Annotated in this window: 16 protein-coding genes; 3 read left to right on the top strand and 13 right to left on the bottom strand. The window is 43.5% G+C overall.

Annotated features, from left to right (window positions below):
* Position 1 precedes the first annotated feature (1 nt).
* From P0G38_RS02370 to metG, 8 genes are all read right to left on the bottom strand, one after another.
* On the bottom strand, positions 2-1,294 hold the full coding sequence (locus P0G38_RS02370; protein WP_275853970.1) for an MBL fold metallo-hydrolase: 1,293 nt from the start codon (positions 1,292-1,294) through the stop codon (positions 2-4).
* Positions 1,278-2,096, bottom strand: a complete 819-nt coding sequence (locus P0G38_RS02365; protein ID WP_005228015.1) for a carbohydrate ABC transporter permease — start codon at positions 2,094-2,096, stop codon at positions 1,278-1,280. Before P0G38_RS02365 ends, P0G38_RS02370 begins: the two co-directional genes overlap by 17 nt.
* Positions 2,097-2,100: 4 nt before the next feature.
* Positions 2,101-2,982 carry a carbohydrate ABC transporter permease gene (locus P0G38_RS02360; RefSeq protein ID WP_005228014.1) on the bottom strand — a complete coding sequence of 294 codons (882 nt, stop codon included), beginning with the start codon at positions 2,980-2,982 and terminating at the stop codon, positions 2,101-2,103.
* The gene (locus P0G38_RS02355) at positions 2,982-4,055 is read right to left on the bottom strand and encodes an ABC transporter ATP-binding protein (RefSeq protein ID WP_005228012.1); all 1,074 of its coding nucleotides are present in this window, start codon (positions 4,053-4,055) and stop codon (positions 2,982-2,984) included. The genes P0G38_RS02360 and P0G38_RS02355 overlap by 1 nt, the downstream gene beginning before the upstream one ends.
* A 475-nt stretch (positions 4,056-4,530) precedes the next feature.
* Positions 4,531-6,024, bottom strand: coding sequence for a ribosomal protection-like ABC-F family protein (gene abc-f, locus P0G38_RS02350; RefSeq protein ID WP_275853969.1), 1,494 nt, complete (start codon positions 6,022-6,024; stop codon positions 4,531-4,533).
* Positions 6,025-6,519: 495 nt separating this feature from the next.
* On the bottom strand, positions 6,520-6,948 hold the full coding sequence (locus P0G38_RS02345; protein WP_005228008.1) for a hypothetical protein: 429 nt from the start codon (positions 6,946-6,948) through the stop codon (positions 6,520-6,522).
* 170 nt (positions 6,949-7,118) lie between these two features.
* Complete coding sequence (locus P0G38_RS02340) at positions 7,119-9,797, bottom strand: cation-translocating P-type ATPase (protein WP_005228006.1); 2,679 nt, start codon at positions 9,795-9,797, stop codon at positions 7,119-7,121.
* A gap of 262 nt (positions 9,798-10,059) precedes the next feature.
* Positions 10,060-12,066: a methionine--tRNA ligase gene (gene metG / locus P0G38_RS02335; RefSeq protein WP_275853968.1), complete on the bottom strand. Its 2,007-nt coding sequence runs from the start codon at positions 12,064-12,066 to the stop codon at positions 10,060-10,062.
* A 356-nt stretch (positions 12,067-12,422) separates the two neighbouring features.
* Here metG and P0G38_RS02330 point away from each other — a divergent pair, with 356 nt between their 5' ends.
* On the top strand, positions 12,423-12,698 hold the full coding sequence (locus P0G38_RS02330; RefSeq protein WP_005228003.1) for a hypothetical protein: 276 nt from the start codon (positions 12,423-12,425) through the stop codon (positions 12,696-12,698).
* Between the two features lie 50 nt (positions 12,699-12,748).
* Positions 12,749-13,579: an NUDIX domain-containing protein gene (locus tag P0G38_RS02325; protein WP_005228002.1), complete on the top strand. Its 831-nt coding sequence runs from the start codon at positions 12,749-12,751 to the stop codon at positions 13,577-13,579.
* A gap of 146 nt (positions 13,580-13,725) precedes the next feature.
* On the opposite strand, the gene P0G38_RS02320 is transcribed toward P0G38_RS02325, so the two are convergent.
* From P0G38_RS02320 to opp3b, 5 genes are read right to left on the bottom strand one after another with little or no spacing between them, the layout of a single operon-like run.
* A complete protein-coding gene (locus P0G38_RS02320) occupies positions 13,726-14,724 on the bottom strand; it encodes an RNA-guided endonuclease TnpB family protein (protein ID WP_128489582.1) in 999 nt (332 codons plus the stop codon).
* 30 nt (positions 14,725-14,754) lie between these two features.
* Positions 14,755-15,693 (bottom strand): ABC transporter ATP-binding protein, encoded by a 939-nt coding sequence (locus P0G38_RS02315; protein ID WP_005227998.1) that lies wholly within the window; start codon positions 15,691-15,693, stop codon positions 14,755-14,757.
* A gap of 14 nt (positions 15,694-15,707) precedes the next feature.
* Positions 15,708-16,760 carry an ABC transporter ATP-binding protein gene (locus P0G38_RS02310; protein ID WP_216593164.1) on the bottom strand — a complete coding sequence of 351 codons (1,053 nt, stop codon included), beginning with the start codon at positions 16,758-16,760 and terminating at the stop codon, positions 15,708-15,710.
* Positions 16,760-17,803 (bottom strand): ABC transporter permease, encoded by a 1,044-nt coding sequence (locus P0G38_RS02305; protein WP_005233683.1) that lies wholly within the window; start codon positions 17,801-17,803, stop codon positions 16,760-16,762. The genes P0G38_RS02310 and P0G38_RS02305 overlap by 1 nt, the downstream gene beginning before the upstream one ends.
* Positions 17,803-18,744, bottom strand: coding sequence for an oligopeptide ABC transporter permease (gene opp3b / locus P0G38_RS02300; protein ID WP_005233681.1), 942 nt, complete (start codon positions 18,742-18,744; stop codon positions 17,803-17,805). The genes P0G38_RS02305 and opp3b overlap by 1 nt, the downstream gene beginning before the upstream one ends.
* Positions 18,745-18,828: 84 nt before the next feature.
* On the opposite strand from opp3b, the gene P0G38_RS02295 reads away from it, so the two are divergent.
* On the top strand, positions 18,829-19,164 hold the full coding sequence (locus P0G38_RS02295; protein ID WP_005227990.1) for a DUF3899 domain-containing protein: 336 nt from the start codon (positions 18,829-18,831) through the stop codon (positions 19,162-19,164).
* Positions 19,165-19,239 lie beyond the last annotated feature (75 nt).

Here is a 19,239-nt window from a genome sequence, read left to right as displayed (position 1 = left end):
ATCACTCTAAAATAATTTTTTCACCGCGTTGCGGCAATATTCTTTCACCATACGGATTCACCAGATTTTCTGGTTTCAGCGTATGGATTGGAACCAATCGTTGGGGCTCGATCCATGCAATGATCTGATCTAAATCAGCTGGTTTCGCATGTCCCGAGTTTGGCAAACGGACAAATTCGATGTCCAGTGCTGCCAATTGATCCAAAAAGACTTGATAAGCTGGATCAAAATCGCCTAACGGCTGCGCATCACTGTGAATATACAAACCACCCGTCTGCAAGTTTTCAAAATGCGCGACTGCTTGCCAAAGGTACTGGCTCGTGTCGGCACATAATGCCTGATAAGAAATGGCGAAGGCTGGATCGAGCGTCGCTGGTACTTGATCATCGATCGTATAGAACGGTACATCTTTATTGAAAATTTCTTTCAACAAAGCAGCTTGCGTCGCCTCTAAAACAACCGTCCGCGGCGCGGCTTCAACAAGCGCCATAAAGCGCTCGACATTGGCTGGATAGCCATTGAAAGTAATTTGTCGTTGGGGATTTTCTTTGACCAAACGCACGAAGGTCTCGATCAATTCTGTTTCACTTTCCACTGTGATCGCTTTGGGGTCCGGTTCTCTTTCTGGAAAGCTGATGCTGACCCCTTCCATCATCAATAAATCCGTGTGTTTGGCTAACTGACAGAATTCTTTGGTACGCTCTGGATGATAGCCATGCAAACGCAAATCACCGGTATAAGCGATAAAATGATCTGGCGTGCGAATCAACAAAGCTGCCGCACCGTACGCATCATGATCGACTGGAATGATCTCGACTTCGATTTCCCCGACCCGAATCACATCATGGGGTTCTAAGCCGATCAATTCACGGACAAAGCTTTTTTCTTCATGAGGAACGGGCAGCAAGAAGTCCCCTTTTTGATTCAACACTTCGAGGATCGCTTTGGTTTCCTTCAAGGTGTACATAGGAATATTTGGGTCTAAAAAGTTGATCATCTTGGAATGATCCAGATGGGCGTGGGAAAGAAAAACTGCTGTTTCTTGGTATTCTTTCGTTTCGCTTCCTTGGTACGTGTAATCTAAGCGTGGATCGTAGACATTTTTCAGTTCTGGTATCCAGCGATGCGCAACTAACGTTTGTAATTCTTCATCTGGTAAGGGTGTTTCTGGATGATACTCCGAACCGAAGTCAAAAAAGATATGGGCATCTTTGTACGCAACTTCGATGACGGTCCCTCCAATCGTTAAGATCCCGCTATGAAAGGTAATCGTCGTTTTATCCTTTGATGCCATCTTTAGCCACTCCTTTGATAATTTCTTTTCTAAAGATCAAGTAAATGATCAGAATTGGAATGACGGTCAAGGTCGCTGCCGCCATCTGTAAATGAACATCGCTGCCGCTTTCTGTGGTAAAGGCAGCCAACCCATTATTTAAGAGGCGGTATTTTTTCTCATTGGTTACTAGCAACGGCCATAAGAAGGAATTCCAGCTAGAGATGAACGTCAGAATCCCGACTGTCACCAAGGCTGGTTTAGACATGGGGATCAAAATTCGGCGGATATAAGCTAGGTCGCTGGCACCGTCAATTTTGGCTGCCTTATAAAAGGTATTAGAAATACTTTGTAAATAACCGTTTAAATAATAGATGTAAAAAATACTGGTCAGAAAGGGAATGATCAACGCACTATACGTATTCAATAAGCCCATTCGCGCAATCGTATTGTAATTGGTGAAAATGATCGATTCATAAGGAACCATCAATAACGAGATCATCAATCCGATAACTAACCGTTTGTATTTGAATTCAAGACTAGTCAATGCAAAGGCAGCTAGAATCGCAGTGATCAGCGTCGCGATAGTCGTCACCGCGGAAACGAAGACCGTATTAAAGAAGTAGCGTAAAAACGGTGCTCGGGTAAAAACTTCCCCGTAGTTGCTCCACTGGAAAGACTCTGGCATGATCGTCGGTGGAATACTGGTTGCTTCACTGTAGGTCATTAGACCAGCTAAAATCATATAGACAAAGGGAAACAGCGTGATCACTGCTAAAATTGCTAAAAACAGCATCGAAACAATCGTGACAATTTTTTTCATTCGTTTATTCGCCCACTTTCTTCAAAAGTTTATTTTGGATAAAGGTGACGAGCAAAATAATGATGAACAAGATCACGGTTGCCGCCATTGCAATCCCCGGACGTCCGGCGATATGGAATTTGTCATAAATATAAAAGACTGCCGTGGTTGCACTGCGGGCGATCCCTGGCTGTCCGCCAAACAAGGCATATACTTGAGTATAGACTTTAAAGGCACTGATCAGATTGACCGTTAACAAGAAGGCAAAAGTCGGGATCAACTGCGGAAAGGTGATTTTCCGAAAAATCTCGCCATCGGTGGCGCCAAACATTTTTGCGATTTTGTAGTGTTCTTTGTCGATGTTGCGCATTCCTGCCAACAAGATAATAATGTTGAAGGCGAGGCTCGTCCAAACGCCAAAGATGATCAAGGTCGTCATACTCATATTGACATTATCCAGCCAGTTGACTGGTGGAATGCCGACAAGACTCAACAAATAGTTGATGATCCCGTAAGAGCCATTGAAAAAGTAGCGAAACACGATCCCGATGGCAATCGTACTCGTGACATAAGGCATAAAAAAGATCGTTTCAAAAAAACTTTTGTATTTGACTTTTTCAAAAATGATCCACGCAATCGCTAAAGAAAGGATCAACGCGATCGGTACGACCGCAAAAGCAAAGAGCGCCGTATTTTGCAGTGCTCGAAAGAAGACTGGGTCCGTTAAAACCCTTTGATAGTTCTCAAGCCCAGCATACTGTTGGTTAATCAAGGTTCCTTTTTGGAAACTCATGATGAAGGAACGAAACAGCGGATATACACTGAATAAGAAAATAATGACCAATGAAGGCAGTAAAAACAGCCATGCTTTCGGTTGGTTCTCAGGGTTATAATTTTTTTTGAACATTAGTAGACCCGCTCTCCTTTTTCATCAAAGATAAAGGCTTTTTTGTAATGAAAATCAAATGACACTTGCGCGCCTTCTTCAATGATTTCTTCAATACTAACGATCGATTTCATATGTTTGTCAGCCAGATCAAAGTTCAAGATTCGTTCTCGTCCGATCAGCTCCACACTCTTGACTTCCGTTTGGAACAAACCTGCTTGCAAGGTGGTCAGCACATCTTCTGGACGAATGCCTAACGTGTATTGGCCGTCTGTTAATGGTTTCTTGAAGCGAAGGTCAGTAAAACGGTCAACTGGTACAGTGAAGGCAGGATGGATCATTTGGCCATCTTTGACTTCTACTGGCAAGATGTTGATGATTGGATTACCGATGAATTTCGCTACAAAAAGATTGTTTGGTTCTAAGTAAAGGTTTTGCGGATCATCATTTTGTTGAATGATCCCCTCGTTCATCAAGATGATCTTATCACTGATAGAAAGAGCTTCTTCTTGGTCATGGGTCACGAAGATCGTGGTGATGCCTACTTCTTTGACTAACCGACGGATCTCTTCACGGATCTTCAAGCGCAAACGGGCATCTAAGTTACTTAATGGTTCATCCAGTAGTAAGACTTCTGGACTTTGCACCAAAGCACGAGTAATGGCGACCCGTTGCTGCTGTCCGCCAGAAAGGGTTCCTGGTTTTTTCTGACTTAACTCTTCAATATTGGTCAGTTTCATGAACTTTTCAGCAATTTTCTGTGCTTCGTTTTTCTTGATCTTTTTCTCTCCGACTGTCAGTGGAAACATGACATTTTCTAAAACAGTCATATGGGGATAAAGGGCATAATTCTGAAAAACAAACCCGATATTGCGGTCTTTTGGCTCGGTCTTAACAACGGAAGAACCATTAAAGCGGATATCACCATCGGTGGGACTCAACAACCCCGCGATCAAATTCAATATCGTCGATTTCCCACAACCACTTGGTCCCAACAAACAAACCAAATCGCCTTTTTCTATTGTAAAATCTACTGCTTTCAAGGCTTCAAACTTATTATCGAAAACCTTCTTCAACCCGACTACTTCTATCAAAACTGCCCCTCCATTTTCTCTTTTTCCTCCGAATAGTTGACTGGCATTTCAAGTCACAAAAAAAACGAACTCTTGATGTTTCGGTCAAACGCTCAAAGAAATTCGATTTTAATCATAACAAACGAATGTTTTTATTCGATACCATTATTGTAAATGTTTTGTAAAAATCATTGGGAATTATGAAAGAATTTTTAATTAATTTACCTTTTAATGAGAAAACAATGAGCCAAACAACGCAGTTTCTAGCCAGTAAACACGAACATTTTACTGTTTTTAGAAAATTTTCATGAAAAACGGGTAAAAATTTTCAATCCTTTAGTATCCATTGATGTTAACACTATTTTTACGCGACTTTTTGTCCAAAAGCACCTTTAGTAATTGTTTACTAAGACCATCAGTATTTCTTCTTTTAAAATAACAAAAAAAGGATGATTATTTAAAAAACAATCGTCCTTTTTTCATTCTATCCTTCGCCTCAGTCACCCGTCAGCGTCAGCAATTTCGTTGAAACTTGCTCAAGAAAATAACGGTCGTGTTCAATGATCAGCATAGAAGGCTCCACCAAATGGATCACTTCCTCTAATTGCTTTTGATTGAAGACGTCCAAATAATTTAGCGGTTCATCCCAGATAAACAATTCTGCTGGTGTCGCTAATGATTTGGCTAGTTCCACGCGTTTACGCTGCCCCATGCTCATTTGCTGGATCGGCGTTTGAAAGACAGCTCTTTCCAAGCCAAGCTTTTTTAAATTATTTAGCAGATCTTGATAATTCAAGCCATGCTCTTGGGCAAATTCTGTCAGCATCCCACAGTTGTCCTCGTAGTTTTGTCGGACATAACTGATGGTGATCCCATGGGCTGTTTTGATCGTCCCTGTCTGCTGTCCATCGAAAGTACCTAAAATACTCGCAATCAAACTGGACTTGCCAGATCCGTTGGCCCCTTGAATCCCCAAGCGCTCTTTTTGACGGATCGCAAACGTCAGCGGTTTAAACAAAGGCTGCTCATAGCCAAGCTGAAAATGCTCTGCTTCCAGCAACACATCATGATGGCTAACAAGCGGAGTCATTTTCAGAGGATCAATCCACTCAATGTCTTTTAACAACGCAGACTTGTCTTGAATTTGATCTTCCATCCTTTTAACGATCGCTTTCGAGCGCTTCATGGTCCGTGCCGCTCGGGCACCGATCGCCCCCGTATCATAGATTGCCCCGCTGCCTTTTTTGGTCGGCGACCCTAATTTGTCCCGTTCGCGTCCTCGGGACCACTCCGCTTTCTCGGCTGCCGTCTGCTTCAAACGACCGATTTCTTTTTTCAACTTGCTGTTTTGTTCTTGCTCATACGCATCTTTTTGCTGCTTTTGCAGCTCATAGACTGAATAATTCCCTTTGTACAGCACCAAGCGGCTTTTTTCGATCGCCAATACATGATCGACGACGTCATCGACAAACTGTCGATCATGGCTCACAACGATAAACCCGTTTTTTTGCTGCAAATAGCGGGCAACATGTTCGCGAGCGGTCACATCCAAATGGTTGGTTGGTTCATCGATCAAAGGAAAATTCTCTTCATCAACGAACAACCGAGCCAACAGGACTTTCGTTTGCTCGCCGCCAGATAAAGTGGCAAAGGGCCGCCAAAGAACTTCTGGATCAAGTTGTAGCAGGTTCAATTCCCGTTCCAAACGCCACTGCTCAAATTCACCGGATTCTTGTAAAACAAAAAGCGTCAGTTGCTGATCGTCAGCGACGGTTAAGGGAAAATAAACGAATTGCTGCTCATGGGTGATCGAGCCGCTATAAGGCAATTCATTGAGCAGCAAACGCAGCAAGGTCGTTTTGCCGCGACCATTTCTGCCAATCAACCCTAATTTCCATTGTGTATCAAGGTTCAAGTTGGCATCCTCAAAAAGCAACCGTTCTTGGCTGTCAAAGCCAAAAGTTAAATGATTAATACTGATATTCGACATAAATATACCTCGTCTCTATTCACGGAATAGAGTAGACCTAATGCTATTTTCAGAATCAGTTTTTAGAGGTACACAAAAAGATCCCCCATCGAAAAAGTCAACCAATCCTGAAAATCTGCAGACTATCCCCTTGGAGGAACAGTTTCATGCAGCTTTCAACAAATTGGTTAATTTTTCAATGGAGGATCCCTCATTTCGTTTAATAGTGCCCTAAGTATAGCATTGATCGGCAAAAAAGCGCAAGTTCAGTACCCCCTGCTGCTTTTCCTTTATATTTTATTCACAAACTAAACCCGTTATCGCTGGAAACGTTTCATTAAAAAACACTTGAAACACAAAAAAACCATCAGGTTGGTTAGTCCTGATGGCAAAAGGAGTAAAATGAAAAATAAAAAGGTTGTTGGTTGTGAATTCATTATACCTCCGATAAAAAAACTTTACATGTGAAAAACATAACAGTTAAATTAAATAACTCTTGTTTAACTTGAATGTTTATCATTTTTTTAACAATAAGGCCGTCATCCGTTGAATGGCAAAAGAAATTTCGTCGGTTGCTTCATCTTGCTTGGCTTCTGCCGCATCAAAGGCTTCTTGGTCGATTTTGTTATCGAGACTCAAAATCATCTCATCACAGCCAGCAACATATTTCATATACGCCCGTTCGAATTTTTTATGGATCCCCATCACATTCGCTGGGGGACGCAATTTGCTGATTTTTTCCAGCATCAAGCGGTATTTGTCCGTGCCTTCTTTAAAAATTCTGGTAATCTCAGCTAGCCGCTCAGGTGTTACCTCGGCTTCTTTCTTCTCGTCGATCGCTTTGCGGATCTCTTCATAATTGGGATTCATTTTCTCCCCGATCGCTTCTGTTTCTTTGACAAGATCGTTGATTGTTTGTACATAAAAACCTAAGTTTGGTCGCACAGTGGGTCCCCTACTTTCTTTGTTATTATCTCCTATTTTACCGTTTCTTACTGCAAATGAAAAGGTCAAGTAACAGCCGCAGGGTTTATCGAAAATAAGCCAGCAAAAAAGGCCTGCTGCCCAGTGAGAAGGACAGCAGACCATTGATTGTTTTTCCGTTTATTTTTGGCTTATTTGCGTCCCATTGCTCGTTGGATCGCTTTGACGATCTCAACGACTGGAATGATCGCAAAGGAGGCGCCTAAAACGATGCCCCATTGATACAAGTCAAGGTGTGCAACACGGAAGATATCATTTAATCCTGGCACGATGAAGATCACCAGCATCAACGCAAAGGACAACAGGATCGCCCAGTTGAAGGCTTTGTTTCTAAATGCCCCTACTTTAAAGAGCGACTGATGGATCGATTTGACGTTGAAGGCATGGAACAACTGCATCAATCCTAACGTGGCAAAGGCCATCGTTAAGGCATCGGCATGGATCGCATCGTACGTATTGTGAACGGGCCATTGGATCGCTGACCAATAAACGAACAGCACGGTTGCCGCTTCTAAGATCCCTTGGTAGATGATACTGCTCATCACACCACCAGAGAAGAAGTTGGAACTGCGTCCCCGCGGTGCATGTTTCATTAGATCTTTTTCAGCAGGCTCCATTCCTAAAGCAATTGCTGGGAAGGTATCCGTTACTAGGTTGATCCAAAGCAAGTGGATCGGCAATAGCGAGTCCCAACCCCACAAGGTTGCTAAGAACAAGGTCAAAACTTCCCCTAGGTTAGCGGCTAGCAAGTATTGAATCGCTTTTTGAATATTGGAGAAGACTTTTCGTCCTTCTTCCACTGCTACGACGATCGTAGCGAAGTTGTCATCTGCTAGGACCATATCGGAAGCACCTTTAGAAACTTCGGTACCTGTGATCCCCATGCCGACACCAATATCGGCTTGCTTCAGTGACGGTGCATCGTTGACCCCGTCACCAGTCATGGCAACGACTTTGCCTTCTTGTTGCCAAGCTTTGACGATCCGAACTTTATGTTCCGGTGATACCCGTGCATAGACTGAGTAGTTCGCTACCTTTTGGGCAAACTCTTCTTCGCTCATTTTATTGAGTTCAGCGCCAGTCAAGACGGCATCATCATCGCCCGGTTTGATGATCCCTAAACGTCCCGCAATGGCTTCAGCTGTATCGCGGTGGTCTCCGGTGATCATGATTGGACGAATCCCAGCTTCTTTGGCTAAACGTACCGCATCGGCTGCTTCTGCCCGTTCTGGGTCGATCATTCCGACTAAGCCAGCAAAGACCAAATCATTTTCGACGATTTCTGATTCTAAGTTTTCTGGTACTTGGTCTACATATTTGTAGGCCATCCCCAATACCCGCAGTGCTTGTTTTGCCATATCGGTATTGTTGAATAAGATTTTTTCTTTTTCTTCATTGGTCATCGGCAGCTCTTGGCCGTCCAGTAGTACTTTTGAGGTTCTGCCTAGCAAGACATCTGGTGCGCCTTTGACAGCAACTAAATAGCGACCGTCTTCTTGTTGGTGGATCGTACTCATAAGTTTTCGGTCAGAATCAAATGGCAGATCTGCTACCCGTGGTTCTTGATTGACAAGATCCCGCACATGGAAGCCTTGATCCATCCCGAATTGCACCAATGCGGTCTCGGTCGGATCACCGATCAAGTTGCCTTCTTCACCAAATTTTGTATCATTGGCAAAGTTCATGACTTTTAATGCCATGTTGTCTAACGGAATATCTTCTGAAGCAGCATGTTGCTTGTCATTGACATACAATTTTTCCACGGTCATTTGATTCAACGTCAACGTACCAGTTTTATCAGAAGCGATAATATCGGTTGCCCCAAGGGTTTCAACCGCTGGCAATTTACGGATCACTGCATTTCGTTTCGCCATTACTTGCGTACCTAAGGCTAAGATGATCGTTACGATCGCTGGCAGCCCTTCTGGGATCGCCGCTACTGCTAATGAGATCGAAGTCAATAGCATGTCGACCCATGACGTATTGTTAAAGATCGTTCCAACAAAGAACATGATCACTGCAATGATAATGATGGCGATCGTCAGGAATTTTCCTAGTTCATTTAAGTTACGTTTCAATGGTGTTTCGGTTTCTTGGGCGCTAGCTAGCATGCCAGCGATTTTCCCAACTTCGGTTCCCATTCCTGTATTGACCACGACCCCTTTTCCGCGGCCATAGGTCACATTACTGTTTGAATAGGCCATATTGACGCGATCGCCGATCCCGACATCCGTCCCTTCGATGACAGTCAATTCTTTTTCGACTGGTACGGATTCACCGGTCAAAGCGGCTTCTTCAATTTTTAACGAACTTGCTTCTAAGAGGCGTAAATCTGCCGGTACGACATCGCCAGCTTCTAATAGGACAATATCCCCCGGCACCAATTCATCGCTCTTGATGGTGACGGTATGACCATTACGCAGGACATTGGCATTTGGTGTGGACATTTCTCTTAGTGCTTCGATCGCCTGCTCTGCCTTCGCCTCTTGAACGACACCCATGATCGCGTTGATAATGACAACTGCTAAAATAATAATTGAGTCCACGACTTCATGGGAAACGACTGCTGAGATAATCGCCGCCGCTAGCAAAACGATGATCATCAAATCTTTGAATTGTTCAAAGAATTTTTGTACCATCGATTTCTTTTTGCCTTCTTCTAATTCGTTGGGACCGTACTCAGATAAGCGTTTTTGTGCTTCATCGTTCGTTAATCCATTGGCATCTGTTTGCATTTCTTCCAGAACATGCTGCGCTTCTTGCGCATAAAACGCCTGCGATAGCTGTTCCTTTTTGTTTTCTTCTGACATGTTTCTCCTCCTTTTATATTTACTCTTCCTTTATTGTACATGATATGAAAAAAAATAGACTTATGTATGCACTGTCTAAGCATACATAAGTCTCACTGTTTAAGACAGCACCAGAAATTTCTTTCAGGATGGTGATACTGCCGCAGATAAAATCCGCCAATTACTCCCTCATGTTCATGTCAATAACCTACATTATACAAAAACTTTTCAGGTCTGGCAATTTTATTTTTGCTGAAACTAGCAGAAGGATTTCTCCTAAAAATCAGGCGATGATCGAGCCGTTTGGCATGCCTTTTGGTGCTTCCACGATTTGCAGACGACCGTCATTGTCTTCTGCTGAAAGGATCATTCCTTGGCTGACTTGTCCCCGCATTTTCCGCGGTTTCAAGTTAGCAACGATCACGACTTTTTTACCGATCAAATCTTGCGGTTCTGGATAAAATTCAGCGATCCCCGATAAAATTTGACGATCTTGATCATCTCCCGCAGCTAAGCGGAATTGCAACAGCTTGTCGGCGCCTTTGACTTTTTGACAGTCAACGACTTCTGCCACTTTTAATTCGACCTTGTCGAAGTCTTCGTATTTGATCTCGGCTTTTTCGGATTGCAATGTGGTTTCTTCTGGATTCCATTTGACTGTTTCTTCTGGACTTTGCGTCCCTTCAGCCATTTTCTTTTGGATGTAGGCTACTTCTGTTTCAAGTTCCAAACGAGGGAAAATCGGTGTGCCTTTGGCAACGACTTTCGTGCCGCTTGGAAATTCACCAAAGCGTAAATCTTTCAGATCCATGGCAACAGAAGCCAATCCTAATTGTTGGAAAATATTGGCTGGTGTTTCTGTCATCACCGGTTGCAATAAGATCGCAACGATGCGTAAGCTTTCCGCTAAATGAACCATCACACTGTTTAATTCCGCACGCTTTTCTTCTTCTTTGGCTAACACCCATGGTTGAGTTTCGTCAATGTATTTGTTGGCACGGGAGATCAACGTCCATACTTCTGACAATGCCGTACTGAATTCCATTTTATCCATGGCTTCATGGTAACGACCAACCACATTGGCCGCAGTCGTCGACAGCTCGCTATCAAAAGGCGTCACCTTTGAGGCATAATCTGGCACTAAGCCATCACAATATTTATTGATCATAGCGATCGTCCGATTCAACAGGTTGCCTAAGTCATTGGCTAGATCGTAGTTCAAACGAGAAACGAAATCTTCAGGTGTAAACACACCATCGCTGCCAAAAGGAACCGCCCGTAAGAGGTAATAACGCAACGCATCTAAGCTGTAGCGCTCCACTAACATTTCTGGATAAACGACATTGCCTTTAGATTTCGACATCTTGCCGTCTTTCATCATCAACCAGCCATGACCAAAGATTTTTTTCGGCAATGGTAAGTCTAATGCCATCAGCATGATTGGCCAATAGATCGTATGGAAACGCACGATTTCTTTCCCAACCATATGCACGTCAGCTGGCCAGTATTTTTGGAATAAGGAATCGTCGTCTGAGCCATAGCCCAATGCCGTAATATAGTTGGATAACGCATCGATCCACACATACACCACGTGTTCAGGGCTAGCAGTGACTGGGATGCCCCATTTAAAGGTCGTTCTGGAAACAGCCAGGTCTTCTAACCCTGGTTTGATGAAATTATTCAGCATTTCATTTTTACGTGATTCTGGTTGAATGAACTCTGGGTGCTCATCATAGTATTCAACCAAACGATCGGCATATTTGCTCATGCGGAAGAAATAAGAAGATTCCTTCACCAATTCTACCTCATGACCGCTTGGCGCTTTACCGCCGATGACTTTGCCCTCTTCATCTCGGTAAACTTCTGCTAATTGCGTTTCAGTAAAGTATTCTTCATCAGAAACGGAATACCACCCTTCATATTCACCAAGATAGATATCTCCTTGATCAAGCAATTGCTGGAAGATTTTTTGAACGGCTTTTTTATGGTAATCATCCGTTGTGCGGATAAATTTATCGTAACTGATGTCTAGTGTGTTCCATAGTTTCTTGACGTCAGCTGCCATTTTATCGACGTATTCTTGCGGATCTACGCCAAGTTCTTCTGCTTTTTTCTCAATTTTTTGACCGTGCTCATCGACACCCGTCAAATAAAAGACATCAAAGCCCATCAATCGTTTGTATCGTGCTACCGCATCACAAGCGATCGTCGTGTAAGAATTCCCGATATGCAGTTTGCCGCTTGGATAATAAATTGGCGTCGTAATATAGAATGTTTCTTTTTCAGCCATGGACGCAAGTCCTCCTTTTCACTAGTAAAGTGTATACTTAGGTAGTATACAGTTCGTAACCCAAAAATGCTATAATTTTAATCAAAAAAGCGGATAACCTAAGACCTTTTTCCATGGTCTACAAGGAACAAAGGAATCGCTTTGGTCCTTAATACGCAGCAAATAAACCAGCAGATTTGAGCATTTCTTTTCTACTAGTTATCATAGCGCAGATAGCCGTTCACTTCAATGTTCTAGGGGAAGAATCTGATCCTGACAACGAATCTCTTAGGAAATAAAGGTGTTTTATCTCTCTTTGATTAACAGGTGCTTCTTTTGCTATAATGAGGAAGACTTCACTTATAGAAAGGAACGCTATGACTCGAAAAAACAAACAGCATTTTTTGCTTTTAACTGTGCTTTCTGTGGGACACTTGCTTTTTTCAACCACAAGTTACCCCTTTTTGTTTGCGTACTTCAATAGCCATGATTATGCTGCGCTCTTTGCAACAGCGATGGCAGTCCTCCGTGTGCTTTTTTTGCTCTGGATCGCTCTTTGGGGCTATTCAGCACTCAAAGAACACCCGCCGTCTTCTTGGCTTTATCTCGCATTATTTTTCCTTAATTTGATCGTTCCTTATTTTTTCCGTTAAGGAAAACCGTCGCGTTCAGCTACTTACTTTATCTAAGGCAGGAGAAACCAATGAAAGAATTTACCTCAAAATCAGCTGAAAAACACTACTATGAAAAAGAAGCGTCAGAAGCAGAGTTTCTTACATGGTATCAGGCGCAAGATCAGCCGAAATACGAGAAACCTTCCGTAACCGTCGATATGGTTTTGATGTGTTACAACAAAGAAGAAGAACAATTAAAAATTGCGCTGATCCAAAGAAAAGGCCACCCTTTCCGTAATTCTTGGGCATTGCCGGGAGGCTTCGTCAATCCCAATGAATCGACGGGGCAAAGTGTGATCCGTGAGACGCAAGAAGAGATCGGGGTCACCATCTCCAAGCAAAACATCGAACAGCTGCATACCTTCAGCACCCCAGATCGCGATCCTCGCGGTTGGGTGATCACCGTCAGCTATTTGGCTTTTATCGGTGAAGAACCCTTAAGTGCCGGTGACGATGCGAACCAAGTACGCTGGTTCTCTTTAGAAAGAAAAGCCAATCAAATTTATTTGACCAGCGGCGAGATCGAGATCATTCTTGACCTAGTGACTGGCGCCTCTGTTGGAAAAGATACGTTGGCTTTTGACCACAGCGCGATCATCCTCAAAGCTTTCAAACGGGTTGCCAACAAGATGGAGCACGAGCCACAAGTGCTGCTCGTGTTAGGCAAAGACTTTACGATCACGGAAGCCCGTAAAGTATTCGCCAAGTTTTTAGGGATCGATTTTAAAATGATCGATCATTCCAACTTTAAAAAATCCATGCTCCAATATTTTACGGAAGTTGGCGAAAAGCCCGTCGGCATCGGGCGTCCCTCAAAGATCTATCGCTTAAATGACGCATTTTTAGGTGACAAAATGTAAAAAAAATACAACCCCCTGTCAGACCGTAGTTTGGCAGGGGGTTGCTGGTTAATCATAATTAGTGAACGTGGTTCCTAGAAACAAAAATCAGAAAGATTTTTTCTATACCCTAGGCGATCCCTGGCGTTCCTTCCAGTTCAAGCGGCTCAGCTGCTCATTTCGCCTGAGAGCCGTTCTAGCTTCTGTTGGTCCTGCGTATCCAACGTGACAAAACGCAGTTCTTTGCCGTACCACTGCGCTTTGTACTGGATTTTGCGAACGAATTGATGCCAATCACTGATGCTGTAATGACCAGCTTTTAAAACCGTATCTTCTGCGATTTGTTCCAAATAGATCGTATCGTACTGTTTTACGAGATGGTAGCTGACTTGATCGATGAATTCCCGCTTTTGACAGCAGTGAAAACGATAAAGGCGAGCGACCTTTCCTTTTAGCTTCTGATAATTTCGCGCCTGGGTCAAAAGGATTTTCTTCCGTTTGACCGCCGTCGCTTTCACCTGAAGTTTGCGTTCTGCTCGCGTCAGCTTTTGCTTCGTTTGGATGGCATGTTCACAGGTGATGGGTATCGGCTGGTTGGCTTTGACCAACTGCTGCGGATCATAAACAACAGCGACAGAGGCTTGCTGCTTCGGCAATGGCGGGATCTCTTCCAAACAAAGGATCGAGATGTAAAACTCTTCGTTGTTTTTTGCTGAGATCGTTGCCGATTTGATCTTTCCTTTGATCGCCCGATGCTTTTTTACTGGGACCAATGTTTTAAGCTTTGGCAGCTTGATTTGATCGTCTTCAAAATAAATGGTGTGCTGCTGATTATTAGTGGTATACGATTGCCAGATACTTTTTTTGGTTTTCATTTTTGGAAAGCCAGCCCGCTTTTGAAAGTAATTTCGAAACGCTCGGTCCAGATTCCGTTGTGCATTCGCCAATGCCAAACTATCGGTCTCCTTCAAAAAAGGATACTCCTTTTTTAGTTTGGCTGGCGTCAACCCTTGCTTTGCTTCATTGTTGGCCAGCTCCTCCATCTTTGCCTCCAGCAGTTGATTGTACGTAAAACGTACACAGCCGAAGGTTTCGATGAAAAACTGTCTTTGCTGTCCATTAGGATAGATCCGAAATTTGTATGCTTTTAAAACACCCAGTTTCATCTCCTCCTAACACTCCCTATACCTTTGACGCTAGTTCCCCTTTTTTTGTGCTAACTTTTCTTGATAGATCTTGGCTTCTTTTTTCGTGGCATAAACGAAATGTCCTGGTGCGATCTCTTCCATTGCTCGTTCTTGGTTATCGTTTGGTTCGCTGACGTATTTGATCCGTTTGCGTTGACGCTCATGGTCAGGATCTGGCAGCGGAATTGCTGATAAAAGACTTTCAGTATACGGATGGACCCCGTAATGATAGATTTCATCGCTGGTGCCTACTTCTAGCAGTTTGCCGTTGTGCATCACGCCGATCCGATCGCTGATGTGTTTGACCATCGATAAATCATGGGCGATAAACAAGTACGTCAATTTATGTTCTTCTTGCAGATCTTGCAGCAAGTTGACGACTTGGGCTTGGATCGAAACATCCAATGCCGAGATCGGTTCATCACAGATGATGAATTTTGGATCGACAGCTAACGCGCGGGCGATCCCGATCCGCTGACGTTGTCCACCTGAAAATTCATGGGGATAACGGGTCCCGTGACTTGGGTTTAGTCCGACGGTTCGCAAAAGTTCATCCACCCGATCATTGCGTTCTTTTTCATTTTTGGCTAATCCGTTGATATCGATCCCTTCGGCAATAATGTCCCGAACTTTCATCCGTGGATTCAAGGAAGCATAAGGATCTTGGAAGACCATTTGAACTTCCCGGCGAAAATCAGCCAGCGGTTTCTTGCCTTTGATTTTCATAACATCTTGTCCATCAAAAAGAACTTCGCCTCCGGTAGGGTTATTCAAGCGAATCACCGTCCGTCCAGTCGTCGATTTTCCGCTTCCAGATTCACCGACTAGACCAAAGGTTTCTCCTTCATAGATTTGGAAGGAGATATCATCGACGGCTTTGACTTCGTCTTTGCGGCCAACGTTAAAATATTGTTTGAGATTCTTTACTTCAAGTAAAACTTTTTCCAACCGTTTCTCCTCCTTTAGACAGATGCCTGAGTATTTTTTTCTTGGAATTTTTTCCAGCGAATCAAGATCTCATCCGGCGGAGTCACTTTCGGTGCTTGTGGCGCTAACAGCCAAGTGGCCGCTTTGTGCGTCGGTGAGACGTCAAAGAATGGCGGTTGCTGTTCAGCATCGATCTGCAAGGCAAACTCGTTCCGCGGATAAAAAGCATCACCTGTTGGCGGATCTAACAAATCTGGAGGTGAACCAGGAATCGCGTACAAGCGATCGCCTGTTCCTTCTAACGTCGGCATCGAACCTAACAAGCCCCAGGTGTATGGATGTTGTGGGTTATAGAAGATCTCTTCTGCGGTCCCCACTTCGACGATTTTCCCACCGTACATCACGGCCACCCGATCCGCCACATTGGCAACGACCCCTAAGTCATGGGTAATGAAGACGATGGACGAATTGATTTTCTTCTGGATATCTTTTAATAACTCTAAGATTTGTGCTTGGATCGTTACATCCAATGCAGTCGTTGGTTCATCTGCAATCAAGATCTGCGGGTAACAGATCAACGCGATCGCAATGACGATCCGCTGCCGCTGACCACCAGAAAATTGATGCGGATAATTTTTCAAGCGTTTCTCAGCATTCGGGATGCCGACAAGGTTCAATAGTTCCAACGCTTGTCGCAAGCCTTCTTTTTTACTGATTTTGTTGTGCTTCATCAATGACTCTGCCACTTGCTTGCCAATCGGCATCGTTGGGTCTAGTGAAGTCATTGGATCTTGGAAAATCATGGCGATTTCCTTGCCACGGATTTTTTGCAGTTCTTTTTCGGATTTTTTTAAAATGTCCGTCCCATTGAAGAGGATCTGGCCATTATCGACATTGGCATTGCTGGCTAACAACCCCATGATACTGCGGGTTGTCACGGACTTGCCGCTCCCGGATTCGCCCACGATCGCCAAGGTTTCTCCTTTGTATAGATCGAAACTGACATCGCGGATCGCTTGGACTTTCCCAGCAAAGGTGTCAAAAGAAATTTCTAAGTTTTTCACTTCTAAGACTTTTTTCATAGCAATCACTCTTTCATTTTCGGATCAAAGGCATCACGCAAACCGTCTGCCAGCAAATTGAACCCAATCATAATCACAGACAAGGTCACAGCCGGTACCCACATTTGGTAAGGCAGGAACAAGAAGGTTTTGTAGCCATCGCTTAGTAGCATCCCTAAAGATGCTGAAGGTGGTTTTAATCCTAGCCCAATAAAGCTTAGGAAGGCCTCGAAGAAAATCGCCGAGGGAATACTGAACATCATTTGTACGATGATCACGCTGGAAATATTTGGTAATACGTGTTTCATCGCAATCTTAAGACGGCTTTCCCCCAGCGTTGTTGCGGCTAAAACGAATTCCTGATCTTTTAGTTTCATTGTTTGGGCCCGTACGATCCGCGCCATTGGAATCCAGTTAGTGATCGCCATTGCTGCCACGATCGAGAAGATCCCAGGTTCGAAAACTACCAGCATTAAGATCATTACCACTAAGTTGGGAATACCTGATAAGATTTCTAGGAAACGTTGCATCACATTATCGATTCGTCCACCTAAAAGACCAGAGATCAAGCCATAGGTTACACCAAAGATGATATCTAGCATCGCTGCGATAAACGCAATCAATAAGGAGATACGTGTCCCTACAAATAGACGACTCAATAAGTCACGACCTAATCCATCCGTTCCTAAAAGGAAATATGTCCCGTCAGGTACATTGGCAGCTGCATACTTATCTACTAGCTCGCCTCCCACCATCGCATAGCCGTTTAAGCCATTGATGTTGATACCGGGAATTTTCGGCGGCAGATTTGTAAAGGTCACATTTTGCGCGGTCGGATCATGTGGCGAGACAAAAATGGTAATGATTGAGATCGTAATAATGATCAGCAACAAAACGATTGAGAAAACAGCGGCTTTGTTCTTTTTCAAACGACGCCATGAATCTTGGAAAAAGGTTAATGAGGGGGTTGCGATCGCTTCACGCTCTTCATTGGTATTTTTTTGTAACGGTTGAAATTTGGCTGCATCGATGGCAGCAACATCATTTGCTGTGTAAGGTTTCTCTGCCATTAGCCACGACTCCCTTCTGAAACTCGGATCCGCGGATCAACGATTCCATATAAAATATCAACAACAAGAATCACAAAGACCAACATTGCGGAATAAAGGATCGTTACCGCCATGATCGTCGGATAGTCATTGGTCATGATTGATTTTACGAACTGTTCACCGATACCCGGGATCGCAAAAATATTTTCTACGACAAGGGAACCAGTCATCAAACCGACAGCTAGCGGTCCTAACAACGTCAATAACGGAATCAAACTATTCCGCAAACCATGCTTGAAGGCGATTTCCCAGCGGCTCAACCCTTTTGCTCGTGCCAACTCGACATAATCACTATGCAGCACTTCCACCATCTCGGTTCGAATAAACCTAGCGGAATCCGCTAACGGCGACATCGCCAAGGCGACGGTCGGTAGGATCGTGCTGGCAAAGGTCTCCCACTTGGCAATCGGCAAGATCCCTAGTTTGATGGCAAAAATATATTGCAGCAAAACGGCAAAGACAAAGTTAGGGATCGAACGCCCTAAGATCGCCACTAAGGTAGACGTTGTGTCGACCCAAGTATTTTGTTTCATTGCAGAGATCGTTCCTAAAATGATCCCAAAGAACGTACCAAAGATGATCGCTTGTAGTCCTAGTTGCAGTGAAGGTCCGATTCTTCCTGATAATAAATTCGCTACTGGCTGGTTTTTAAATTGGAAAGAGATCCCAAAGTCACCTTTTAGTAGATTGGTCAAATAAAGCCAATATTGGGTAATGATCGGTTTGTCCAATCCTGCTTGCTCATTTAGCAAGGCAATTTGTTCTGGACTTAATTTTTCAGCATTCGTATATGGTGTTCCTGGCAAAAATTGCATCAAGAAAAAGGTGATCGTGGCAATCAGCCATAATGTTAAGACCATGTAGAACACTCGTTTCAATAAATATTTCAAAAAGCTGTTCACGCAGTTTCCCCCTTAAGTATTTTGACTTCTATTCAATAATTATGTAAATTAACATAGTACGAATCATTAAAAAGGAGTCAGATCATGAAAATAAAAAAAAGTAGTGGGCTCATACCCCTCCTATGCCTCGCAATTTCTGGCGGATGGTTAGCCATAAAAAATGAATTTTCCATAGCAGCTCTTTCAGATGCCCTTTTCTTGTGGGCGCTGTTCTTTTTGATCATTGGCGGTTTTTTATGGGTATTTGCTTCTGGTTTCTTTGACCATTTTCAATACTCCATGAAGAAAGCTTTTTCCAAAAATAAAACAGATTATCTGAAATTATCCCAAGTCGGCAAACAGAGCTACGCCTTTTGGTTATGGCCTGGTGTCTTCTTGTTATTCCTTTCATTGCTCTTTTTAATGATTGCTACTAGTTAATTTCATTCTTATAGTTTTACTCATTGAAATGAGAAGCAAAAGGCTGAGACAAGAAATTGTCCCAGCCTTTTCTAC

The organism is Enterococcus casseliflavus, from assembly GCF_029215545.1.
Lineage (GTDB): Bacteria > Bacillota > Bacilli > Lactobacillales > Enterococcaceae > Enterococcus_D > Enterococcus_D casseliflavus.
Note: the sequence above shows the minus strand (reverse complement) of the source record. Positions and strands in the feature narration are given on the sequence as shown.

Excerpts from the sequence above, each read along its gene's own strand:
- P0G38_RS02370 (WP_275853970.1), bottom strand. The coding sequence starts at position 1,294 with ATGGCATCAAAGGATAAAACGACGATTACCTTTCATAGCGGGATCTTA.
- P0G38_RS02365 (WP_005228015.1), bottom strand. The coding sequence starts at position 2,096 with ATGAAAAAAATTGTCACGATTGTTTCGATGCTGTTTTTAGCAATTTTA.
- P0G38_RS02360 (WP_005228014.1), bottom strand. The coding sequence starts at position 2,982 with ATGTTCAAAAAAAATTATAACCCTGAGAACCAACCGAAAGCATGGCTG.
- abc-f (WP_275853969.1), bottom strand. The coding sequence starts at position 6,024 with ATGTCGAATATCAGTATTAATCATTTAACTTTTGGCTTTGACAGCCAA.
- P0G38_RS02340 (WP_005228006.1), bottom strand. The coding sequence starts at position 9,797 with ATGTCAGAAGAAAACAAAAAGGAACAGCTATCGCAGGCGTTTTATGCG.
- metG (WP_275853968.1), bottom strand. The coding sequence starts at position 12,066 with ATGGCTGAAAAAGAAACATTCTATATTACGACGCCAATTTATTATCCA.
- P0G38_RS02330 (WP_005228003.1), top strand. The coding sequence starts at position 12,423 with ATGACTCGAAAAAACAAACAGCATTTTTTGCTTTTAACTGTGCTTTCT.
- P0G38_RS02325 (WP_005228002.1), top strand. The coding sequence starts at position 12,749 with ATGAAAGAATTTACCTCAAAATCAGCTGAAAAACACTACTATGAAAAA.
- P0G38_RS02320 (WP_128489582.1), bottom strand. The coding sequence starts at position 14,724 with ATGAAACTGGGTGTTTTAAAAGCATACAAATTTCGGATCTATCCTAAT.
- P0G38_RS02305 (WP_005233683.1), bottom strand. The coding sequence starts at position 17,803 with ATGGCAGAGAAACCTTACACAGCAAATGATGTTGCTGCCATCGATGCA.
- P0G38_RS02295 (WP_005227990.1), top strand. The coding sequence starts at position 18,829 with ATGAAAATAAAAAAAAGTAGTGGGCTCATACCCCTCCTATGCCTCGCA.